Source organism: Calothrix sp. UHCC 0171, from assembly GCF_034931845.1.
In the GTDB taxonomy this organism is placed as follows: Bacteria; Cyanobacteriota; Cyanobacteriia; order Cyanobacteriales; family Nostocaceae; genus Brunnivagina.
Genome location: NZ_JAYGHN010000013.1, coordinates 130,851 through 151,603, shown reverse-complemented (window position 1 = coordinate 151,603; position 20,753 = coordinate 130,851). Strand labels below are relative to the sequence as shown.

Below are 20,753 nucleotides of genomic sequence, written 5' to 3'. Positions count from 1 at the left end.
CGCCTTTTTCCTTCAAACTATTAAATAGTGTTGTTAGTGATGATGGTAAAGTTTGACGATGAATTAAGACTTTTTCAATAGCGTTTACAGGGTCAGGTTCGCTATTATGGCTATCAATAATTGTCCAACGTACCATATCTAAGCTGCTATTCAGCGACCAATAAAGATAACAGTTACCGATCGCTGATTTTAAGACTGGTACAGTTGATTGACGTACCACCTGCTGAACTAAACTCGATCGCCCGTAGGGAATGACTAAATTTAAATATTGTTCTTGGGTGACTAAATCGCGGGTTGAAGAACTATGTTCACTGCTAATGAACTCAATACAACCTTCCGGTAAGCCAATTTCGGCGATTGCTGCCAGCAAGACATTGGCAATGGCTGCATTAGAATGGCTAGCTTCGGTACTACCCTTGAGAATAATGCTATTACCTGTTTTGATGCACATCCCAGCTGCGATCGCCGCGAGTTCGGGAAAAGCTTCGTAAATCAAGGCAATTGTCCCTAATGGCATTAACTGCGAGTAGGTTTGTGAGTCTGCTAACTGGTAATCCGCCGTTCGCACCCGTCGCAATGGGTCAGAAAACTCCCCCAATTGCTGTAAAATCTCCACTGTTGTCTCCAAGCGCTGGGGAGTTAATTTTAGCCAGTCCAAAATCAAGTCTGGAACTGCCATTTCCCGGCTCGCTTCTAAGTCGAGAGTATTCGCTTCTAAAATATCATCAAAGGCATTATTGAGCGCTTTTGCCATTGTCAGCACAGCGCGACTGCGATCTATTCCCTTGGCAACTGCTAACTTCAAAGAAGCGCAATATGCACGTTTGGCACTTGCAATCGCATCAGAGGCATCATCAAAATCATCAACAGTCATTGAAATTAAGGTCTGTGGGTAAGCCAGAGCATTAATGCTGGCAAAATAGCTAACAGTAGGGCTACCAATGCCCAAGCAACTATGGTGTTAGTGCTTGCCAAGCGTAAAGCCAATGGTAGCCATATAATCACTAGCACGAAAATAATCCCCAGCGCTACTGGTAAATAACTTTCTCCCAATTTTGGGTGAACTATATTCCAGCTACTTCCATTCCAACGCCAAGCTTTTTTGTAAGGATAAGTGGTTGAAAGTTGTTCCAGAACTTGTCCGTTGTCTTCCACCACAAAAATTTGCTGACAGCGATCGCAACCAAATGCCTCTGTCAGCGTAATTGGAACCAGCGTCCCCCGACGACGACAGGGACAAGGATATTCGCTATTAAAATCTAATTTCTCAGGTTTTTGTGATTGCACAAGCAAAATTGAGAACTTGAGCTTATTTTATAAAATATAGCCATACTTCCGTGAGGAGTATTCGCTACCATCGCAATTATATTCCTGCTAATTGCTCAGGAGTTAATAATTCAGCGATGGTTTGTTTTTTTGTCATAACATGAGCCATAGTAGATTTTCCTGCTCTTAAGCTACATTTTACTTAATTCTCGGAAGTTCCAGTTTAGCCCTAATTGGTAGTTTAGAAGTAACTACAGTCATAATAGTAGTACCTTCTGATTAACTCAGTTTAATTCTACTTACAAAGATTTACTTTTGGATTTTCACTTTCTCCTCGAATTATTGCCAATCAAAATAATTTTGCACCTATTTAATATTATCCAATTTTCTTAAAATTGCCGTATCGTCAGAGGCGATATTTCACCTAATTTAGTTTGCAACGATGAGTCATTGATTCCTAAAAACAAAATATTTTTTGCTTCTATACTAAATGCCGGAGTATCCAAAATTTAATAATTTTGGACGACATGAAAAAGCATTTCGGTAGATATGTAAGTTTGTAGATATAAACGCAATATCGTTTGTATTTGTAACTATCTTGTCTAAAGAGCGGGTAACGCGATTCGAACGCGCGACATCAACCTTGGCAAGGTTGCGCTCTACCACTGAGCTATACCCGCAAGCAATTCACCTTACTAATATGACACGATTCAATTTGTTTGTCAATACTTTTGATTGGGTAATGGGTGCTTGGCGAATGACACGGTAGAGAGATAGGGAGGAGAAGAATTTCGATATATCTTGCTTCTCTCCTGCGCCAATCCCTTTGAAAATTAATTAGCTCATATCCTCTGATTGCTTCGCTAAGTCATCTAAGTTTGCACTTTTGAGGGATGCAGGTAAGGATTGAGAGTTGCCAGGATAGGCTGTAGTTAATTGTGAGACTCCAGAGGAGTCACCTTGCTTTCCCAAAGGATTACGCAATTGTCGCATCAAGCTACCCATTTCCATCGCACTCATTGCGTATTCCCAACCGAGATTGCTTTTAATCCCAGCACGTTCTAAAGCTTGTTGCATGGTATCAGTTGTCAAAACGCCAAAAACCACAGGAACACCTGTTTGGAAACTAGCAGCAGCAATACCTTTAGCAACCTCAGATGAAACATAATCAAAATGAGGAGTTTGTCCACGAATTACAGCCCCCAAACAGATAATCGCATCGTAACGATGGGAAAGTGCTAATTGATGGGCGACTACAGGAACTTCAAAACTGCCCGGAACCCAGACATAATCAACTTGGGAACCTTGGGGATTGACATCTACACCGTGACGTTTCAAGCAATCTTGACATCCTTCAAGTAACTTAGTAGTCACCAAATCGTTAAATCTACCAATTACCACTGCAAATCGCAAAGGTTCAGTCTGGGTAAAAGTTCCCTCAAATACTGCCATGATTGCCTCTCGGTTAACTTAAATTAAATATAGTTCTCGCAATATATATTTCCAGGAGTCCCGCAAAAACCGGATTGTTTGTCAAAAGTTTCATCTGCATTGGACATGGAAGAAGATGTGGAGATGCGGAGAATGTGAGACGTGGAGATGGGCAGATGAGGAGATGTGAAGAAAAGTTCCTGCTTCTATACTCTTAAACACCGCGTCCCACTTCTAAAATTCTAAAATTAAAGAGCAGAGAAGCCAAGGTAAAAGGTAGAAAGTACAAGGCAAAGGACATATACATCCTTTACCCTTTACCCTTTAACCTTTACCTCGATCGCTCCTCTGCTGCTGATGTTGCTGATACTAAGTTTTTGGTTTGAGGTTGAGCAGTGGCTTAAACGACGAAAAAGTTTAAAATACCGACTACAATCACCAAAGCAATCCAAACTCCAGAACCGAGCCAAAGCAGTTTTTTAGATTCAATCCAGCTTTGTGGTGTGGCATAGGCGACAGGAACGCCTACAACCATGACAAACGACATCAACACCAGAGCTAACAGTGCAAATTGGAATATGAAACCCATTTTCTCTTCTCCCAAAACAGCTATTTTTAAAGATAGGATATTTTACAGCACAAATATTACTGTTCTTATCTAAATTGTAAGGTATCAGAAATTTCGCTATTTTGGTTAATGATTAGTAGTTAATAGTTAGTTGATATTTGTCAATAGTTATTTGCCATTTGTTACTAAATTGTTAGTTTTGGCGAAGTAGCCCATTTCTATTGCCCCTAGCGGAGAAGCAAGGGACAGCAGGAAACATCCACATACAACAGGACTCATCATGTCCAATTTTCCATGAAGATTATGGATTTAATTTTGTGCCATACAACTGCTGATTTTGACGCGCTAGGGGCTGCGGTTGGATTATCGAGATTGCAACCGGGAAGTAAGATTGTCTTAACTGGGGGAGCGCATCCACCAGTACGGGATTTTTTGGCGTTGTATCGCGATGAGTTCCCTTTGATTGAGCGTCGTTCAGTGAATCCAAAAAAAATTCGATCGCTTTCGGTAGTTGATACACAACATCGCGATCGCTTAGGAAAGGCTGCTGAGTGGTTCGATTTACCCTATCTTGAAGATATTATCATCTACGACCATCACCTCGAACAAACAGGCGATATTCCCGCCAAACGGGTGTATATTGAGCCTGTAGGAGCCACAACCACGATGATGGTTGAATACCTCCAAAAGTCTTTGCTTCAACAATCCCTGAGTCAACAATCAACGACTTTTCTGACTACCGCCGAAGCCACAGTTATGGCACTCGGTATCCATGTTGACACTGGCTCACTGACTTTTGACCTGGCAACAGCCCGTGATGCTTTGGCTTTGGCATGGTTGATGCAGCAAGGTGCAAGTTTGGCGGTAATCAATAATTATTTAGAACCTGGTTTATCAACGCAGTTACAGCAGCTACTCAAGGTAGCGCTGGAGAAACTACAATATTTATGTATACGTGGATATACGATTGCTTGGGTCAATTTAAAAACCGATAGTTTTGTGCCAGGATTATCGAGTTTAGCTTCACAACTGCGTTCAATTGCCGAAATAGATGTATTATTTTTGGCGCATGAATTTCCCGTGGGAGATGGAGAGGAAACGCGCTTGACTGTAATTGGGCGAAGTCAAATCCCTGACGTTCACCTAAACGAAATTTTTCAAGCTTTTGGGGGTGGTGGACATTCCCAAGCCGCATCACTGAATTTGCGTGGTGTTAATTCCCAAGATATTATTAACCAATTGTGCGATCGCCTGAAGGAGCAAATCCCCCAACCTCTCATCGCCAGAGATATCATGTCTTCCCCGATTCGGAGTATTCGTCCAGATATGACGATTGCGGAAGCACAACGAATCTTATTACGTTACGGGTATTCTGGTTTATCTGTTGTTGATGCCAATGGGCAATTAGTTGGTATAATTTCGCGTCGTGATCTTGATATTGCTTTGCATCATGGCTTTAGTCATGCACCAGTTAAAGGTTATATGACAACTAACCTGAAAACTATTACGCCTGATGCAACAATGCCACAAATTGAAGCCCTGATGGTGACATATGATATTGGACGCTTGCCTGTAATTTCCGAAGATAAATTAGTCGGAATTGTCACTCGCAGCGATGTGTTACGGGAATTGCACCAAGTCAGAGAAAGGGAAGCGGAGAAGGAAATAGGGGAAGAGAGAGCAGAAGAATCGATTAAATTACCAACCTTAGTGGAATTAAGAAGTCGTCTGACTCCTGCTTTATGGGAATTACTCACCAAAGCCTCACAAGCAGCAAAAAAACGTGGTTGGCACTTGTACTTGGTTGGTGGAGGAGTCCGCGATTTATTACTAGCCGAAGAGGCATCTGGGACTTTACTCTTGAAAGATATAGACTTAGTAGTGGACGGGTTTCATCATACCGTCGATGCTGGTGCTGGCGTGGAATTGGCAAAGGAACTGCAACAAATGTACCCTAGTGCTAAATTAGATATTCATGGGGCATTTCAAACGGCAGCTTTGTTATGGCATAAAGACCGAGAACTAGATTCATTATGGGTGGATATTGCCACCGCCCGGACAGAATTTTATCCCTACCCAGCCGCAAATCCCGAAGTCGAAGCCAGTTCCATACGTCAAGATTTATACAGAAGAGATTTTACAATTAATGCGATCGCTCTGCGTTTAACTCCTCCCCGTGCAGGTGAATTGCTCGACTTCTTTGGTGGCTTAATCGATTTAAAAGCCAAGCAAATGCGGGTTTTACACGCCAATAGCTTTATTGAAGACCCCACCCGCATCTATCGTGGTGTTCGGTTTGCAGTGCGTTTAGGATTTCAGATTGAGGCACAAACCGAAGGTTATATTCGCTACGCCATCAATAGTGGAGTGTATGATAAAACGGCACGGGAAAATAATAAAACACCCGCATTACATACCCGCCTCAAAGCCGAACTCAAGTTAATTCTCGAAGCCGCCTACTGGAAAAATGCTTTGGAATTGCTGAATAATTTGGGGGCATTACAATGCATCCATCCCACCTTACAACTTGATAGGGAATTATTGCGACAGCTACAACTATTAGAACGTTGGTTGCGACAGTTTGATAAAGAGCAAACCTTGATGCAATGGCAAATGCGATTAGAAGCGATTATTGCCTATCTTGCACCTGAATATCGTGAGAAAGTTGCCAAGAACTTACAAATGCAAGAGGATAGCATTAAAAGATTAAGTGAATTATCGCGATCGCAAATTCAGATCGAATCAACTTTATCTACATTACAATTAAATAGTCAAGTGGTGCAATTAATGCGGCGATATGACTTACCCACATTGATATTGATTGCCCTACAAACTCAGCGTCCAATTCGTCGCAAAATTTGGTATTACTTTACTATTTTACGTAATATCCAAGCACCATTAGATGGTAATAATTTACGAGAAATGGGTTATAAACCTGGACCCCAATTTCGGCAAATGCTTGATAACTTGTTAGCTGCAACATTAGATGGAGAAATTCAAGATCAAGCTGGTGCAGAAGGGTTTTTAAAAACTAATTATCCCAATCTTTCTTAGAAATTTGTATTTCTATTTTTTGGAAAATGACAATCTCTAGAAACCGACTAAATTTTTAAAATCACCCATTAAAAACCCGGTTTCTCCCTGCACCGAATGCTGAATGTGGCGTGGTATTTCAGGTTTCCGCATTGGGGGAGAAATCGAGTTCCTGGGGAAAGCAACAATCTCTAAAAACCGGGTTTATCTCGAACCAATCATAACTAAAATTTTAAGCGTCACCCATTAAAAACCCGGTTTTTCCCTGCACCGAATGCTGAATGTGGCGTGAGTATTTGAGGTTTCTGCATTGGGGTAGTAGAAAAGGAAAAAGTTGTTAAGCAAGCAATACTAAACGAAAACCGTCGAAGTAGTTACGGAGGAAGTGCGTATTGAAAGTGCGATGGGCACTACGACAGTGTTCTGGGAAATTAATCCAGGAGCCACCACGTAGCGATTTTAATTGATTATCATTGCCATTAATCCAAGCTTTTCCATCTGTGGGTGCGCCATGATAATTATCATGCCAAACATCTTGGCACCATTCCCATACATTTCCGTGCATGTCATGTAGCCCAAAAGCATTAGGTGGAAATTTTCCTACTTCTGTTGTTTCTTTTCTGTAAATACCTTTTGGTGCAGAACCATAAGTATAGTTACCATCATAGTTAGCTAATTCGGTTGTAATTGTCTCACCAAAACAAAACGGTTTAGTTGTACCTGCACGACAGGCATATTCCCATTCTGCCTCACTAGGTAATCTGTAATTTCGTGCCGTTTTCCAACTGATTTTTTGACAAAACTCGACAGCATCATCCCAAGAGACACTGTCAACAGGTCGATTTGCACCTTTAAAATAGGAAGGATTATGCCCCATAATGACTTCATACTGCGCTTGGGTGACAGTAAATTTACTCATAAAAAAGGGCTGAATAGTAACTCGGTGTTGAGGACTTTCATAACTGGAGTGTCCTTGTTCATTATCTGGGGAACCCATGAGAAAAGTTCCTCCAGGAATTGATACCATTTCTAAATTCACACCATTCCCCAAATTTTCTCTAAAAATTTCTGCCACTTCAACACTCCCATTTTCCAAAAATCCCGATCGTTTAAAACAATTCGCAATTCGCAATTCGCAATTCGCAATACTCGCAGAGCGAGAAGCTAAAGCTACGCAATTCGCAATTACGCTTTGTGACGGGGATTTTTACCCCGACACAAAACAAGCTGTCTGTAGAGACAGGGGAATTAAACCCCCAGGCTTTGTTAAATGAATTTGAGTCTATTTATTATTTATAGACGATCGCAAGAATTTAACGATAAATGGATCAAGCAAGGGTGGGATGAATTTGCAAAATTTCGTAATTGTCACGTTTGCGCGTTGAGATAGAAATCAGGCTTCTGGTGACAATCTCTAAAAGCCGGGTTTCTCTTAAACCCAGCACGACTAAACCTTTCAGCATCACCCGTTAAAAACCCTGTTTTTTCCTTCACCAAATGCTTAATTTAGTGTGAATATTTGAGGTTTGCGCGTTGGGGGAGAAATCGGGTTTCTGGATTTATCGTCCTAATTCAAGATTATGGGTGGGGAGAAACCTGACTTCTTGCCACAGCAAACCCACCTCCACCCAATTTTTGGATGATTTCGTAGCGCCCAGTAAGTATATCCACAGAGAAATCCCGATCGCCTAACTGAATTAGAGTATATTAGACATCATTTGATGCTGGATTATTTCTCCCAAAGATTTGGCTTCTTCCCAGCTTTTACTCACTTGTCCTAATGGCTCCATTGGTATCGCCACACTTACAGCAATCCAGGCAGCGCGATGTTTTTGCCACTGTGCAGATTGATCAGCTATGAACCATTGTAACTGTGATGGACTACCACCATTTGCCCAAGCGTACCATTGGAGAACGGCAAAGGTTTGCTGTTTAGTCGAGCCTCGAAAAAATTTTGCTTTGACTTTCACGTCTGTTTTGTTTGGGGCGCTGGGTGGTACTTTAACAGTAAATTCCACATCCCGCTCTTGGGCAATTTGCCATTGCCAGAAGCTTTTCACCTCCGTCCATTCCACTTGAGGTTGATCCATGGGACCATTCTGGGGCAACATTAGTAAAATTGCTTTTTTATCAGTACCTTCTTTTTGAATAGTTTGCAAGGACCATTTGCGTTCACCAACAATTTGTTCTTGTTGTTCAATTGTTTGCCATCCCGGTAAAGTCAAACCAGTTTTACGTATTTGTTTTAACTCTTTGAGCGTGGGAATTGGTGGAGGCTGCTTCCACTGCCATTTTCCTGTCACATACCCCGGTACAGCTCCGACAAATAGCAGTAGCACAAGTAATAATAATGCCATTAGTTGTGGATACTGTCGTTCCTTTACAAGCTTAGATAAGGAAACCATTGATTAATTATTATAAATATTTAGATTATTCCAGTATAAATTGTACCTTCTGATTACAATCGTGAGTTCAGTGGTAGCGCTGATTTGTGTTATCCTTCGGTCATTTCCTCTGCTGCTTTTAAAATTTCGACTACGTCAGGATAATTATTAAATTCTGCTAGCATTAATGCCGTGTATCCACCTTGATTTTTGAGGTTGATGTTTGCACCTGCTTGCAGGAGCCTTTTTACCACTTCGCTGTTTCCCTGAGATGCTGCCCACATGAGGGCTGTGGCACCGACTGCGTCTTGAAAATTGACATCAGCCTCTTGACTAATTAACTGTTGAATAATGCTGGTGTAATTACGTTCGCAGGCTTTGAGTAAAACTGTTTTACCATCCATAGTTTTACTATTGGGGTTTGCGCCAAAGTCTAATAACACTTTAACTATATCAACATGTCCTTGAGCGATCGCCAGTGTTAATGGTGTTTCTCCCAGGTTACTAACGTTAACATCAGCGTTTCGCCGTAATAGTGCTTCTACTATTTGGCTGTGTCCTTGTAATGCTGTCACTAACAAGGGTGTATCACCAAGATTATTTCGGATTTGAACTTTGGCATCACGATTTAACAGGACTTCGGTGACATCGGCATATCCTTCGACAGAGGCAAAATGTAGTGCTGTTTCGCCATCTTTGTCTTGGTGATTAATATCCGCACCATGGGCAAGTAATAGTGATGAGATGGCGCTATTTCCGGCGGCTGAGGCTGCAAGCAAGGCGGTACTACCATCTTGAGTTTGCAGATGTACATTTGCACCTGCCGTTAGTAATGTCTGGATAATGTCAATCTGTCCTAAGTCTGCTGCCAGCATCAGGGGGGTTTCCCCACATTCATCTGGGGCATTAATGTCAACTCCAGCCTGTACTAACAATTGCACAATATTGCTGTGTCCCTGTTTCACCGCCAGTCTTAATGCTGTATCACCGTCATTGTCTTGAATATTTGTATCGGCATTCGCTGCTAAAAGGACTTGAACAATTTCCCTATACCCTTTGAGGGTTGCCGCCATTAATGCTGTACTGCCATCTTCGTTTGTGGCATTGGTGTTTACGCCTTTGCTAACCAATAATTTGACAACATCCAACTGATTGGCAGAGGCTGCTAACATCAACGCAGTCAAGCCATATTGTTGCCGTTGGAAGTTGATATCCGCACCTGCTGCAATGAGCGATCGCACGACTTCCACATAGCCGTAATTAGCAGCATACATCAACGCTGTCGTCCCATGGCGATCGCAAATATCTGCCGATGCACCAGCAGCTAGCAACATCTGAACTTTCTTGATATCACCACTTTGGGCTGCCAATAGCAGCAACATGTCTTTTGTCATTGGTTATCGGGAATTAGGAATTAGGCAATGGGCAATAACCACTAGCCATTATCCATTAACCACTTCTTCATTTTCCCAATACATGGGGACAAAAATATCCTTGATTTTTGTAAAGAAGAATTTTGTAAAAAAAGTTATGCTAATTTTTATGAAGATTTTATATTTGGGGGAAAACACGGTAATTATGGAACTATCTCCATCGGTCAAATACTGGCTCAACTTCTTGCACCCGGTAATGATGTGGGCTTTATTACTAGTTTCGCTATATGCTGCCTATTTGGGTTTGCAAGTCCAGCGCACTCGTAGCGCTCAAGGAGAAGAAAAGAAAGAATTGATTAAAGGACGTTATACCGTTCGCCACAATCAAATTGGTTCAATACTGCTAGCTTTGATGGTGGCAGGTTCGGTGGGAGGAATGGCTGTCACCTACATTAACAATGGTAAATTATTTGTGGGTCCCCACCTCCTTGCTGGATTGGGGATGACAGTTGCGATCGCTTTTTCCGCCGCACTTTCACCATTTATGCAAAAAGGCGCAAACTGGGCAAGAATGACGCATATTTTGCTTAATTTTACGCTTTTAGGTTTATTTACTTGGCAAGCAATTACAGGCGTACAAATTGTGCAAAGAATTTTAAGTAATGCTTAGTTAGTTATTGGTTAATAGTTATTAGTTAATCGTTCTTGGTTATGGGTGAGTAGAGATTGGGGATTCCCCAATGCCCCGTACCCAATATTCATTAACAATTAACAATTAACCATTAACCATTAACCATTAACCATAAATAATTAACGCTTAATGGGAAAAGATACGCCTATAGACTGATGAAAATTCTCTTGAACTTGGCGTGTTAAACGTCGAGATACTTGGCGAACAATCTGATTGAGTAACTTGTCACCTGTATTTTGAATTAAAGATTTGGGTAGACGTTGGATGAATTTGGGAAAGTGAACATAGACAGTCAAATCAAGTTCCCATTCCACTCCGGTAATTTGTTGCGAATTTGTGGAAAAATCCTCCGCAGGATTCTCGACTAGGTGCAATCTAGCACGATAATCTACATCATAACCGCATGGAGTGTAGTCAGGAACCGGAATTGTCTGGATACGATATATGCCTGCTTCTGGCGGTAGCAGTTCCAAACCAATTTTTGGTTCGACTTCATAATTGAACGCACCAAACTTACCAATGACCAAAGCATAACCATTTTCACCCAAAGGCTTGACCTTCATTGGTTTGGCGCAATGGACAAACCATTCATGGTGGGTGTTTAAATACTCCGCAACTGTCTGCGATGGAGCATACATATCCATGCGATCGCAATAATGCCCGTAAAATTTGATGGGTGCCGCCAATTTTCCATCTACCAAGTTTGTTTTGGTAATGGCATCTTCAGTATTTATCAGGCTGGAAGTTACGGACATTAGAGGCTCATCGGTTTCAAATACTTGATACTCCTGGTCTTTTGAAAGCATAAAGTGCGTTCCTGTATCTTTTTTCTTTTCCCTTAGTTAAATAATTCCCATCTCGGAGGTAATTTTTCGTGTTGTCTTGATATTTTCACCAAAACCTTAAGAATATGTAATCAACTTCATCCAATTCATAAGTTCAGCAGGAAAAATTTAAGCAGTTCCGGGTCAAGACTATAAATAGTTTTATGTCCTCGCTTATTGTAGAACACCTATGGAGATGAGATTAAAGCCTTTGTATATTGGCAAATTTCGATAGCAAAATTGGCAGCATTAGTCCAGAATCTCCAAGTTTTATCCTGATTCCTGAGTCCAGATTTTTGACTCCTATATTCTTTCTTCACTAGTTTCTTAGGATAGCGTTTATAATGAAAGCTTTTGTAGCAGGTGCAACAGGACAAACCGGTCGCCGTATCGTCGAAGAACTGATCAAGCGTAACATTCCAGTTCGTGCCCTTGTCCGCGATCTTGACAAAGCCAGAGGTATTCTTCCTGCCACTGTTGAATTGGTACAAGGAGATGTTTTGCAACCCACAGAACTTGCAAATGCGATCGCAGATAGCACAGTGATACTATGTGCTACGGGTGCAACACCGAGTTTTGATCCGACTGCACCATATAAAGTCGATTTTGAAGGGACAAAAAATTTGGTGGATATTGCCAAAACAAAAGGAATTGAACACTTTGTTTTGGTGTCATCGTTGTGTGTCTCGCAATTTTTCCACCCACTCAACCTATTTTGGCTGATTCTGGTTTGGAAAAAGCAAGCCGAAGAATATATTCAGAAAAGTGGACTCACTTATACGATTGTCCGTCCTGGTGGCTTAAAAAATGAAGACAATGCGGATGGAATTGTCATGCAAAGTGCTGACACTTTGTTTGAAGGTAGTATTCCCCGACAAAAAGTCGCTCAGGTTTGTGTGGAAGCGCTAACAGAAACTGCGGCAAGGAATAAAGTTTTGGAAATCGTGGCTAAACCGGAGATTCCCGCTCAAGGATTTAGTGAATTATTTACCAGTGTCGCTTAAATAAAATCAGGAGAAATCTGGTTTCTTGATTTCTCCTCAAACAAGAACAAGCGATCGCTCATTCTTTTTACCTAAGTCTCACTAAGGGGAATTCTGAATCTGACTGTTAAATCCTATATTAATTTGGGAATCATTATGGAGTAGCTTTCAATCGAATATTGCTTCTCCTAGTATGAGTATGCCTTTTAATACCAAACCCGATAATCTTGCTCCGATTGAAGTTTTTGAAGACGAAACACACTTTCTTGTACGCATCCACCCTGAAAACCGAGATCGAGCTAAGAAAATAGTTGGACGGCAATGGGATGGAGATAGAAAGGCATGGGTTTACCCTAAAGACGTATTCACCTACGAAGCCTTAGCTGAAGAGTTTCAAAAAGACGCTGATAAATTTGATATCCAGCGACCAAAGACAAAACGACCTGATGGAATTAAGCCCCCTCTACAGGAGTACAACGATGAGTTTGAGGAGGAGATTCTAGAAGAAAGCCACGACAAAATTCACAGTGATCTTGATGGGATTCGAGTGATGCTTGAGTCACTGAGAGATGTCGCATCACACCAAAGTCGTACTCTTGAGGAGTTACGTGAAACTCAAAAGGAAGCTAGGAAAACAGTACAGGTTCTTCCAGATGCTCTCGACTTGACTAAACAGAAGGAAATTGAGTTACTTGAAAATGCACTGGTTATGATTGCTTATTACACAGCTAACAAGCAGAAGTCTTTTTATGATTGGATGAGTAAGCACGCACCTCTGGATCGCCCAAGGGATTTTGTCAGCGAAACACATGAATTTCTCAAAGAACAGCTCGGCAAAATTACTGGAGACGAAAATCCTGATACAGACTTTCGCAGCCTTATTCGTAAGGCAGAAAATGAAGACTGTTTTTATAGTGCTAAATTCGATCCGATAAAGCCTATACCTATCCTCAATAATCTTAATGCCATACGAAATCGCTTCCATCATACACGCGGAGATTTCAGCCAATGGGAAAAGTGGAGCCGCTCAATCCTTTACTTAATGAACCTTGCATTGGTTTGGTCAAAAGTCGTGATTGAGGTAGATAATTTTGATGTATAAGTCGTCACCTATATGGGAATGTTATCGATTGCTGGGAAGCACAAAACCTGATGAGTGGAGGAAAATACTTGAACAATGCCTTGAAAAGGTTGAATGTCCTTATCGTTACGACATTTATAATACTTCGTTAAGAATATGGAATCCTGCCGATCAAAAAATCGATGTTCCAGAATCCAAGTACACCTGTCATAACGGTTATGAAATTCAGAAAGTAGCTTTCGGAAGAGAGAAAGAAGAGACATTGATTGGTATTACTTTCGCTCGTCTTGTATTTGAGCCTAAATCCAAATTTCCATTACCCTTTTCCTCCGACGAGCTTTTTTCTAAAGGTAAATACCCTGAAGTATTGCGTCACCAACCAATGGTTATTGGGATCGAAGCATTAATTACATTTTTCAATAATAACCTTGTTAGAAATAAACTTGAACCACATATAAACTATCAGGTAGTTCACCAAGCTCAAAACATATATTATCGTTTTGGTAATTGTTCTGAATCCTTAGCTGAAGTTGTAAAAAATCCAGGATTGTCCAAAAACTTGCTAGGCTCAGTAAGAAGAAATAGAGCGATCGCACCATCTTCTGTAAAGCTTGGGGTGCTTTCAAATAATGTCAATGCTTCTGATAAAGCACTCCGCATTGGAAGTGAAATAGTAAATGTCCTTCACGAATGGCAATGTAGCGCGTCTCTTAAAGACCTTAAAAATGGTGATGGAATTGAATCTTTTCTAGCTGCTACCTCACAAGGGCAACCAATCATTTTAGTGCCTCTTGATGGTAAAAAGGGAGACCGTCCTCCTGATGCTACGATTAATTGGCTAAGGTATCTGGATTCGGAAAAAGCAGCTTTTCAACTTTGTTCTACAGCTTCTAATCCTCTTTACTCGAGGCATGGACTTGCTATAGCTATTCTTGGGAAAGCTAACGGGAGCATTTTTGTCACAGAACCGATTGGTTTTCCAGAATTTCATAATAGTTGGTTCATTGGACTCGACCTCGGAAAAGGTGGACTAAACAAGGGAAAGATTGTGGTGATCACACTTACCAGTCCTGATGGCAATTTACAAGCTTACTGGCGTGCAAGAAAAAATGATGATGAAACCCTTTCTCCAAAGATACTTTCTGAGGGTTTGTCATGGATGGCTTCTAAAGCAGACTTGCTTGGCAAAGATCGTCATCTCTACCTTATTCGTGACGGGCTTAGACCACACAAGGAGTCATTAGACTGCTACCGGGAGGCTTTATCCGATCATAATTTCACGCTCATTGAATACTCAAAATCTGGTTCTCCTCTGATCCACTGTTCTCCCTTTGAGCCTGAACCAGGTACAACGATTTTGCCTGAAGAGTCTGGCTTTACTGCTCTTTACCCTTGTATTTCCCCACAATCTGGTGTGTTAACGATACCAGTTAAATTTCGCACGCTAATCAATCCCAATCGTCATAGTATGTCAGATATCGCGTTGCTACTTACTAGTCTTTGTCACTCTGCTACGCTATCTTATCAACCTAGCCGACTTCCTGCTCCACTTCAATGGGCAAATGGTCTTGCTCGTCTCTCTTATAAAGATTTACAATTCTCCGGTTGGTCTCATAGAGCCTCAAGACTGCTCAATCTCACAGATTGGTAATTTTGTTTGGCTTATCGAATTTAAGTACCCATTAGTTATGGATAAGCGATCGCACAAAACAAAATGAGGGATAACCACAATACCCACTTTCGTTTGACTGCTGCTATCCCATATCCTCAAATTTATCATTCCTAAAATTAATTACTAGCAGAAGCCGCAAGTTCTGCTAATTGATCTTGCTGGTCTTGGGAAATACAAGACTGAACGATATTCTCAATATCCCCTTCCAAAGCCGGAGTCAGCGAAAAATTCTGATTGATCCGGTGGTCGGTGACGCGGTTATCTTTATAATTATATGTCCGTATTTTCTCGGAACGAGAACCTGTACCTACCTGTAAACGGCGTGCAGAAGTAATTGCTGCTTGTTGCTCTTGCAGTTTTATTTCATACAATTTGGCACGCAAAATTTGCATCGCCCGTTCTTTGTTCTGTAACTGGCTGCGTTCTTCAGTACAGAAAATGCGGATACCAGTGGGTTTGTGAAGCAAGTCAGCCGCAGTTTCTACCTTGTTGACGTTTTGTCCACCCGCACCACCGGAACGTGCTGTTTTCATTTCAATATCTTTGGGGTCGATATGCACTTCCACATCGTCAACTTCGGGCATGATTGCCACTGTTGCCGTTGATGTATGTACTCGCCCTCCGGCTTCTGTGACGGGTACGCGCTGGACACGATGTACACCAGCCTCAAACTTCAATTGGCTGTATACACTGTCACCCTTAATTTCCAGGATCACCTCTTTCCATCCCCCCATCTCTCCCAAGGATTCACTCACCAAGGAGACTTTCCAACCTTGGGTTTGAGCATAGCGGGTATACATTCGCATTAAATCGCCAGCCCAGATACTCGCTTCATCACCACCAGTTCCGGCGCGAATTTCCAACATGATGTTTTTATCGTCGTTGGGGTCGCGGGGTAATAAAAGTATTTTGAGACGATTCTCTAGAAAATCAATTTTTTCTTCAAGTTCTTTAACTTCCAAACCAGCCATTTCTTGCATTTCCGGGTCACTCGCAGACTCCTTATAAATCTGACGTGCCCCAATCAAGTCATCTTGGGCTATTTTCCAAGTTTCATAGGTATTTACTACTTCTTCCAATCCCGATCGCGCTTTGGCGATTTGTTGATATTCATTTTGGTCTTTAGCTGTATCTGGATCAGCAAGACGACGGGTTAGTTCGTGAAAAGTTTGTTCAACAGATTTTAATTTCTCCAGCAAATATTGTTCAGCCATGATCGCGCTCCTTAAAAAAATAACTAAATTGGCTTTGGCAAAGTGCGTAAACTAAATACGCAAAATAGACCCAACAGCTAGTGCCGGGTCGTGATTAAGCAAAGCCAAGCAGCTACTTTTGTTCTTGGTCGCTGGCTGATTGGTCGAACATTCCGTATTTGCGAAGGAAACGTTCTACGCGACCTTCGGTGTCAATAATCTTCTGATTTCCTGTGTAAAAAGGGTGGTTTCCAGACCAAACATCTACGTTCAATTCGGGCTTGGTGGAGCCTACTGTCATCACAACTTGTCCGTTGCAAATAACTTTAGCTTCTGGATACCACTGAGGATGAATACCTTCTTTAGCCATTGTTCCTTACGTGGTGAATCTATAGAAATTATAACTTTATTTGGGGGAATAGGAGGATGCAGCGAGGATAAGAGGGAAAAGACGAAAACAATACATATGTACTGCATCTGTGTTATTTTTCTCTGTCTCTCCATCCCTACATTCCCATGCCTGCCCATTTCCCAAATTATCGTTTCGAGTATTGAGGAGCTTTACGAGCTTTGTGTAAACCGTATTTCTTACGTTCTTTAGCTCGTGGGTCACGGGTTAAATAACCTTCAGTTTTGAGTGGGGGACGATTGCCGGGGTCAAGTTGGCAAAGTGCCCGTGCAACACCCAGACGAACTGCATCTGATTGTCCAGTGAGACCACCACCTTCGGCTTTTACGAGGATATCGTAGTCATTTTCCATACCTAGAGTTTCTAGGGGTGCTTTGATGACACCAAGGTAATTAGCATTGAATTGAAAGTACAATTCTCCGGGTTTGCCGTTGACGGTGAGTTGTCCAGTTCCGGGGACTAATCGGACACGCGCGATCGCGGATTTGCGGCGACCTGTACCAAAGTACATAGCACGACCGCTATTAATATCGGTTGCTTGCATTAACCTTCTGCTCCTGGAATGGTGTTAATTTTTAATTCTTTGGGTTGTTGGGCAGCGTGGGGATGGGTTGAACCCGCATACACTTTCAGTTTGGTAAATAAATGTCTACCCATGTTGTTTTTGGGTAACATACCCTTGACTGCTTTTTCAATGATGCGTTCGGGTATCCGCTCTTGGAGTTTGGCGAATGTTTCGGTTTTCATCCCACCGGGGCGACCGGAGTGACGACGGTAAAGTTTTTGAGTCCGCTTTTTGCCTGTAACCGTGACTTTTTCGGCGTTGATGACAATTACAAAGTCACCAGTATCTAAGTGGGGAGTGAATTCCGGCTTGTTTTTGCCCCGGAGGATCATGGCGATCGCAGTAGCTAGGCGACCTAAACGTTGATCGGCTGCATCAATTACGTACCAGTCGCCTTCAAGGGTACTAACTGGGGGAAGATATGTTTTTTGTGCTGTCATTTGTCAATTGTCCTTGGTTAATTGTTAATTGTTATTGGTTAATTGGTATTGGTTAATTGGTAATTGTTAGTGGTTAATTCCGATTAACTCTTAACCATTAACTAATAACTAAATAACTAATAACTAAATACAAACTTTGGCTGTGTATCAAACCAAATTTCTTTTGAAAAAGTCAAATCTGGATAGCCTACACGCAATAGGCATAAACCCTGGGCTGGTGCGGAGTGCTTCACTTGTTCGCGGAGTTGATTTTTCCAAATTTCGGTGAAGTTGGAAATTGTCCTTTCTTGCGAACCAACTTGTACTAGCATTCCCACAATAAAGCGCACCATGCCGTACAAAAACCCATCTGCTTGAATTTCAATATGGATAAATGAACCATCGCGATCGCATTTTGCTTCTTGCACTTCTACCCAAGAATGGGCGCGTTTGGAATTGGCGCGGCGAAATGCTCCCAGGTCATGCTTGCCAATCAGAGGCTCGATCGCATTCTGGATTAATGATTCATCCAGAGGAGCATGATAATAATGCCAACAAAAGGGTTTGATAAATAAGTTAGGTCGCGCATCAGTATAGAGTGTGTAACGATAGCGCCGATACATTGCACTATATTGTGCGTGCCAGTTACTATCAACTTCTGATGATGCCCTTATCAATATATCTGATGGGAGGTATTTGTTGAGAACTGCTGCCCACTTGTGCGGCGGTATTTTACTTTTGATGTTAAAGTGTGCCACCTGTGCGGCTGCATGTACTCCAGCGTCGGTTCGTCCGGCACCATGTAAGGTGACATGATGACCAACTATTAAGGCGATCGCCTTTTCAATTTCCTCTTGTACGGTACGGTGTCGCGCCTGCCTTTGCCAGCCATGAAAATGAGTCCCCAGGTATTGTATTACCAGGGCGACTCGCTTTTGTTCTGTGGACTGGCTCTCTAACATAGGTTTATTGAGGAATGGGGTACTGGGGATGGGGTATTGTGGTCACTTTCCCTGACATTGCCGACCCTAGTCTTTGGTAAATTCTCCAGGGTAAGAGATGCTATTCCCGTCTACTGCCCATTGCCCAAATCATACCAATTCAATGATTGCCATGTCCGCATTGTCACCACGACGCGGAACTGTACGCATAATGCGGGTATAACCGCCATTACGATTTCCGTAGCGTGTTGGCGCTTGTTCAAACAAAGCATGAACTAGTTGTTTGTCAAAAATATAACCCATTGCTTGACGACGTGCTGAGAGCGAACCGTCTTTAGCGAGAGTAATCATTTTATCGACTTCGGCACGAACAACTTTGGCGCGAACCAAGGTTGTTGTGATTTTACCGTGACGAATCAATTCAGTGGTGAGCGATCGCAACAGGGCGCGACGCTGGTCTGCTGGTTTGCTAAGTTGTTTAACTCGACAACGATGGCGCATAATAATCGACAGTGAACAATAAATACTGAATTAGATATTTCTTTGTTAGGTGTTAGGTGTTAGTTGTTAGTTGCTAGTTGTTGATTAAAGTTTCTGAATAAACCGCTCATCAATAACTTACATATTCACTAATAACTAACTAATTACCTTAACCACTAACAATTAATTGTGCTTAGAACCTCTTTCCATTGGCAGGGTAATACCCAAACGTCGCTGTAAAGCCTCTACAACTTCTTCAGCCGACTTTTGACCAAAGTTCTTTATTTCCAATAGGTCTTCCTGAGTATAATCGAGCAAATCTGCTACAGAATTAACTTGTGCCCGCTTGAGACAGTTATAAGCACGCACTGAAAGTTGTAATTCCTCGATTGGGATTTGTGCCGTTGGGTCTAAGTCCTCAGTAATTCCTGTATCCTGCTCCGTATAAGTAAAGTCTTTTAACGGATTAAATAAATCTACCAGGATATTAGCGGCTGAAGAAAGTGCTTCTTGAGGGCTAAGACTACCATTTGTCCAGACTTCAAGCAGTAATCTATCTTTAGGGATGTTGCTCTCACCGCGAGTCTCTTCAACACTATAATTAACTTTCCGCACTGGCATAAATACGGAGTCAATTTGTAAAAAGTCTAACGATGTAGCTTCTTCCCGACCACGTTCAACGGTACGATACCCTTTACCCCTTTCTATGCGGAACTCCATTTCCAGCTTTGCGCCTTCTGCTAGAGTGGCAATATACTGAGTCGGGTCCATCACTTCAACTTCACTGGGTAAATCAAAATGCGAAGAAGTCACGTTTGCTGGACCAGTGACGAGCAAACGACCAATTTGAGGTTGAGAAGAATAACTCTTGAGAATGACTTCTTTCATTCTCATCATGATTTCGAGAACATCTTCGCGGACACCGGGAACGGTGGCAAATTCGTGCGAAACACCTGCAATCCGCAACGCCGTTACCGCAGTACCCTCTAAATTAGAAAGTAAAACCCTTCTCAGGGCATTACCTACTGTCGTTCCTTGTCCTCTTTCTAGAGGCTCCAACACAAACTTACTATAATGGCTCCGAGTTTCTTCTGTATTGGACTCTACACATTCAATTTGAAATTGCGCCACGGAGCAGCCTCCCTTGTTTTCAGTCCTGCTAGCAGGCAATATAAAATTACCTGTCGAATTTACACTTTGTCCCGGTCGTTTCCAGATGATTCCAAACTCTAAAACTTGAAATGATTTAACATCAGTTGTAGATATCTGAACATTCCTAAAAACGTGGGCGATACTAATTGATTGGGTGAAAAAGAAGTTTCTTTACTTTGGTATTGCTACTGTTTTCGTAACTTCTTCGATTACACTTTTTTAGACGGTCACGATACGAGTGAGGAGAATCAAAACGGAATAATGACTAAAAATCCAAGCATAAGTCAC

The 20,753-nt window shown here is 41.9% G+C and carries 20 protein-coding genes, 1 tRNA gene and 1 pseudogene; 5 read left to right on the top strand and 17 right to left on the bottom strand.

What is annotated here, in order from left to right; genetic code table 11:
- From VB733_RS12715 to psbZ, 5 genes are all read right to left on the bottom strand, one after another.
- A partial coding sequence (locus VB733_RS12715) for an aldehyde dehydrogenase family protein (RefSeq protein WP_323340424.1) occupies positions 1 to 874 on the bottom strand: 874 nt, incomplete at its 3' end.
- 5 nt (positions 875 to 879) lie between these two features.
- Positions 880 to 1,287, bottom strand: a complete 408-nt coding sequence (locus VB733_RS12710) for a hypothetical protein (protein ID WP_323340423.1) — start codon at positions 1,285 to 1,287, stop codon at positions 880 to 882.
- Positions 1,288 to 1,874: 587 nt separating this feature from the next.
- Positions 1,875 to 1,946: transfer RNA gene (locus tag VB733_RS12705), tRNA-Gly, on the bottom strand.
- 157 nt (positions 1,947 to 2,103) lie between these two features.
- Positions 2,104 to 2,718, bottom strand: a complete 615-nt coding sequence (gene ribH / locus VB733_RS12700; RefSeq protein WP_323340422.1) for a 6,7-dimethyl-8-ribityllumazine synthase — start codon at positions 2,716 to 2,718, stop codon at positions 2,104 to 2,106.
- A gap of 379 nt (positions 2,719 to 3,097) precedes the next feature.
- Positions 3,098 to 3,286 carry a photosystem II reaction center protein PsbZ gene (gene psbZ / locus VB733_RS12695; RefSeq protein ID WP_096617720.1) on the bottom strand — a complete coding sequence of 63 codons (189 nt, stop codon included), beginning with the start codon at positions 3,284 to 3,286 and terminating at the stop codon, positions 3,098 to 3,100.
- A 282-nt stretch (positions 3,287 to 3,568) separates the two neighbouring features.
- On the opposite strand from psbZ, the gene VB733_RS12690 reads away from it, so the two are divergent.
- On the top strand, positions 3,569 to 6,319 hold the full coding sequence (locus VB733_RS12690; protein ID WP_323340432.1) for a CBS domain-containing protein: 2,751 nt from the start codon (positions 3,569 to 3,571) through the stop codon (positions 6,317 to 6,319).
- Positions 6,320 to 6,635: 316 nt separating this feature from the next.
- Here VB733_RS12690 and VB733_RS12685 read toward each other — a convergent pair.
- The 4 genes and pseudogenes from VB733_RS12685 to VB733_RS12670 form a co-directional block, all read right to left on the bottom strand.
- Positions 6,636 to 7,370, bottom strand: a pseudogene (locus VB733_RS12685) (formylglycine-generating enzyme family protein); the annotation flags it as partial.
- A 256-nt stretch (positions 7,371 to 7,626) separates the two neighbouring features.
- Positions 7,627 to 7,761, bottom strand: a complete 135-nt coding sequence (locus VB733_RS12680; RefSeq protein WP_323340421.1) for a hypothetical protein — start codon at positions 7,759 to 7,761, stop codon at positions 7,627 to 7,629.
- A gap of 234 nt (positions 7,762 to 7,995) precedes the next feature.
- A complete protein-coding gene (locus VB733_RS12675; RefSeq protein WP_323340420.1) occupies positions 7,996 to 8,703 on the bottom strand; it encodes a cyanoexosortase B system-associated protein in 708 nt (235 codons plus the stop codon).
- A gap of 89 nt (positions 8,704 to 8,792) precedes the next feature.
- Positions 8,793 to 10,076, bottom strand: coding sequence for an ankyrin repeat domain-containing protein (locus VB733_RS12670; RefSeq protein WP_323340419.1), 1,284 nt, complete (start codon positions 10,074 to 10,076; stop codon positions 8,793 to 8,795).
- A gap of 184 nt (positions 10,077 to 10,260) precedes the next feature.
- Here VB733_RS12670 and VB733_RS12665 point away from each other — a divergent pair, with 184 nt between their 5' ends.
- A complete protein-coding gene (locus VB733_RS12665) occupies positions 10,261 to 10,725 on the top strand; it encodes a DUF4079 domain-containing protein (protein WP_323340431.1) in 465 nt (154 codons plus the stop codon).
- A 140-nt stretch (positions 10,726 to 10,865) separates the two neighbouring features.
- Here the strand turns inward: VB733_RS12665 and VB733_RS12660 are convergent, their stop codons facing one another.
- Positions 10,866 to 11,552 (bottom strand): DUF1997 domain-containing protein, encoded by a 687-nt coding sequence (locus tag VB733_RS12660; RefSeq protein WP_323340418.1) that lies wholly within the window; start codon positions 11,550 to 11,552, stop codon positions 10,866 to 10,868.
- A 362-nt stretch (positions 11,553 to 11,914) separates the two neighbouring features.
- On the opposite strand from VB733_RS12660, the gene VB733_RS12655 reads away from it, so the two are divergent.
- The 3 genes from VB733_RS12655 to VB733_RS12645 all read left to right on the top strand — a co-directional run bounded on the left by VB733_RS12655 (position 11,915) and on the right by VB733_RS12645 (position 15,285).
- Entirely contained in the window at positions 11,915 to 12,574 is a 660-nt protein-coding gene (locus tag VB733_RS12655) for an NAD(P)H-binding protein (RefSeq protein ID WP_323340417.1), read from the top strand.
- 178 nt (positions 12,575 to 12,752) lie between these two features.
- On the top strand, positions 12,753 to 13,655 hold the full coding sequence (locus tag VB733_RS12650; protein ID WP_323340416.1) for a hypothetical protein: 903 nt from the start codon (positions 12,753 to 12,755) through the stop codon (positions 13,653 to 13,655).
- A 28-nt stretch (positions 13,656 to 13,683) separates the two neighbouring features.
- Complete coding sequence (locus VB733_RS12645; protein WP_323340415.1) at positions 13,684 to 15,285, top strand: hypothetical protein; 1,602 nt, start codon at positions 13,684 to 13,686, stop codon at positions 15,283 to 15,285.
- A 137-nt stretch (positions 15,286 to 15,422) separates the two neighbouring features.
- Here the strand turns inward: VB733_RS12645 and prfA are convergent, their stop codons facing one another.
- The 7 genes from prfA to VB733_RS12610 form a co-directional block, all read right to left on the bottom strand.
- Positions 15,423 to 16,520, bottom strand: a complete 1,098-nt coding sequence (prfA, locus tag VB733_RS12640) for a peptide chain release factor 1 (protein ID WP_323340414.1) — start codon at positions 16,518 to 16,520, stop codon at positions 15,423 to 15,425.
- Between the two features lie 112 nt (positions 16,521 to 16,632).
- Positions 16,633 to 16,869: a 50S ribosomal protein L31 gene (gene rpmE / locus VB733_RS12635; RefSeq protein ID WP_096617643.1), complete on the bottom strand. Its 237-nt coding sequence runs from the start codon at positions 16,867 to 16,869 to the stop codon at positions 16,633 to 16,635.
- 166 nt (positions 16,870 to 17,035) lie between these two features.
- Positions 17,036 to 17,452 carry a 30S ribosomal protein S9 gene (rpsI, locus tag VB733_RS12630; protein ID WP_323340413.1) on the bottom strand — a complete coding sequence of 139 codons (417 nt, stop codon included), beginning with the start codon at positions 17,450 to 17,452 and terminating at the stop codon, positions 17,036 to 17,038.
- Positions 17,452 to 17,913 (bottom strand): 50S ribosomal protein L13, encoded by a 462-nt coding sequence (rplM, locus tag VB733_RS12625; protein WP_096617639.1) that lies wholly within the window; start codon positions 17,911 to 17,913, stop codon positions 17,452 to 17,454. The genes rpsI and rplM overlap by 1 nt, the downstream gene beginning before the upstream one ends.
- Before the next feature lie 116 nt (positions 17,914 to 18,029).
- Positions 18,030 to 18,854, bottom strand: a complete 825-nt coding sequence (gene truA, locus VB733_RS12620; protein WP_323340412.1) for a tRNA pseudouridine(38-40) synthase TruA — start codon at positions 18,852 to 18,854, stop codon at positions 18,030 to 18,032.
- A gap of 129 nt (positions 18,855 to 18,983) precedes the next feature.
- Positions 18,984 to 19,334 carry a 50S ribosomal protein L17 gene (gene rplQ, locus VB733_RS12615; protein ID WP_323340411.1) on the bottom strand — a complete coding sequence of 117 codons (351 nt, stop codon included), beginning with the start codon at positions 19,332 to 19,334 and terminating at the stop codon, positions 18,984 to 18,986.
- 162 nt (positions 19,335 to 19,496) lie between these two features.
- Positions 19,497 to 20,444 (bottom strand): DNA-directed RNA polymerase subunit alpha, encoded by a 948-nt coding sequence (locus tag VB733_RS12610; protein WP_096617633.1) that lies wholly within the window; start codon positions 20,442 to 20,444, stop codon positions 19,497 to 19,499.
- Positions 20,445 to 20,753: the final 309 nt, after the last annotated feature.

Coding starts and splice junctions, on each gene's coding strand:
- truA (WP_323340412.1), bottom strand. CDS start 18,854: ATGTTAGAGAGCCAGTCCACAGAACAAAAGCGAGTCGCCCTGGTAATA.
- VB733_RS12665 (WP_323340431.1), top strand. CDS start 10,261: ATGGAACTATCTCCATCGGTCAAATACTGGCTCAACTTCTTGCACCCG.
- rplQ (WP_323340411.1), bottom strand. CDS start 19,334: ATGCGCCATCGTTGTCGAGTTAAACAACTTAGCAAACCAGCAGACCAG.
- ribH (WP_323340422.1), bottom strand. CDS start 2,718: ATGGCAGTATTTGAGGGAACTTTTACCCAGACTGAACCTTTGCGATTT.
- VB733_RS12650 (WP_323340416.1), top strand. CDS start 12,753: ATGCCTTTTAATACCAAACCCGATAATCTTGCTCCGATTGAAGTTTTT.
- rpsI (WP_323340413.1), bottom strand. CDS start 17,452: ATGCAAGCAACCGATATTAATAGCGGTCGTGCTATGTACTTTGGTACA.
- psbZ (WP_096617720.1), bottom strand. CDS start 3,286: ATGGGTTTCATATTCCAATTTGCACTGTTAGCTCTGGTGTTGATGTCG.
- rplM (WP_096617639.1), bottom strand. CDS start 17,913: ATGACAGCACAAAAAACATATCTTCCCCCAGTTAGTACCCTTGAAGGC.
- VB733_RS12655 (WP_323340417.1), top strand. CDS start 11,915: ATGAAAGCTTTTGTAGCAGGTGCAACAGGACAAACCGGTCGCCGTATC.
- VB733_RS12670 (WP_323340419.1), bottom strand. CDS start 10,076: ATGACAAAAGACATGTTGCTGCTATTGGCAGCCCAAAGTGGTGATATC.
- VB733_RS12660 (WP_323340418.1), bottom strand. CDS start 11,552: ATGCTTTCAAAAGACCAGGAGTATCAAGTATTTGAAACCGATGAGCCT.
- VB733_RS12680 (WP_323340421.1), bottom strand. CDS start 7,761: ATGCTGAAAGGTTTAGTCGTGCTGGGTTTAAGAGAAACCCGGCTTTTA.
- VB733_RS12675 (WP_323340420.1), bottom strand. CDS start 8,703: ATGGTTTCCTTATCTAAGCTTGTAAAGGAACGACAGTATCCACAACTA.
- rpmE (WP_096617643.1), bottom strand. CDS start 16,869: ATGGCTAAAGAAGGTATTCATCCTCAGTGGTATCCAGAAGCTAAAGTT.
- prfA (WP_323340414.1), bottom strand. CDS start 16,520: ATGGCTGAACAATATTTGCTGGAGAAATTAAAATCTGTTGAACAAACT.
- VB733_RS12690 (WP_323340432.1), top strand. CDS start 3,569: ATGGATTTAATTTTGTGCCATACAACTGCTGATTTTGACGCGCTAGGG.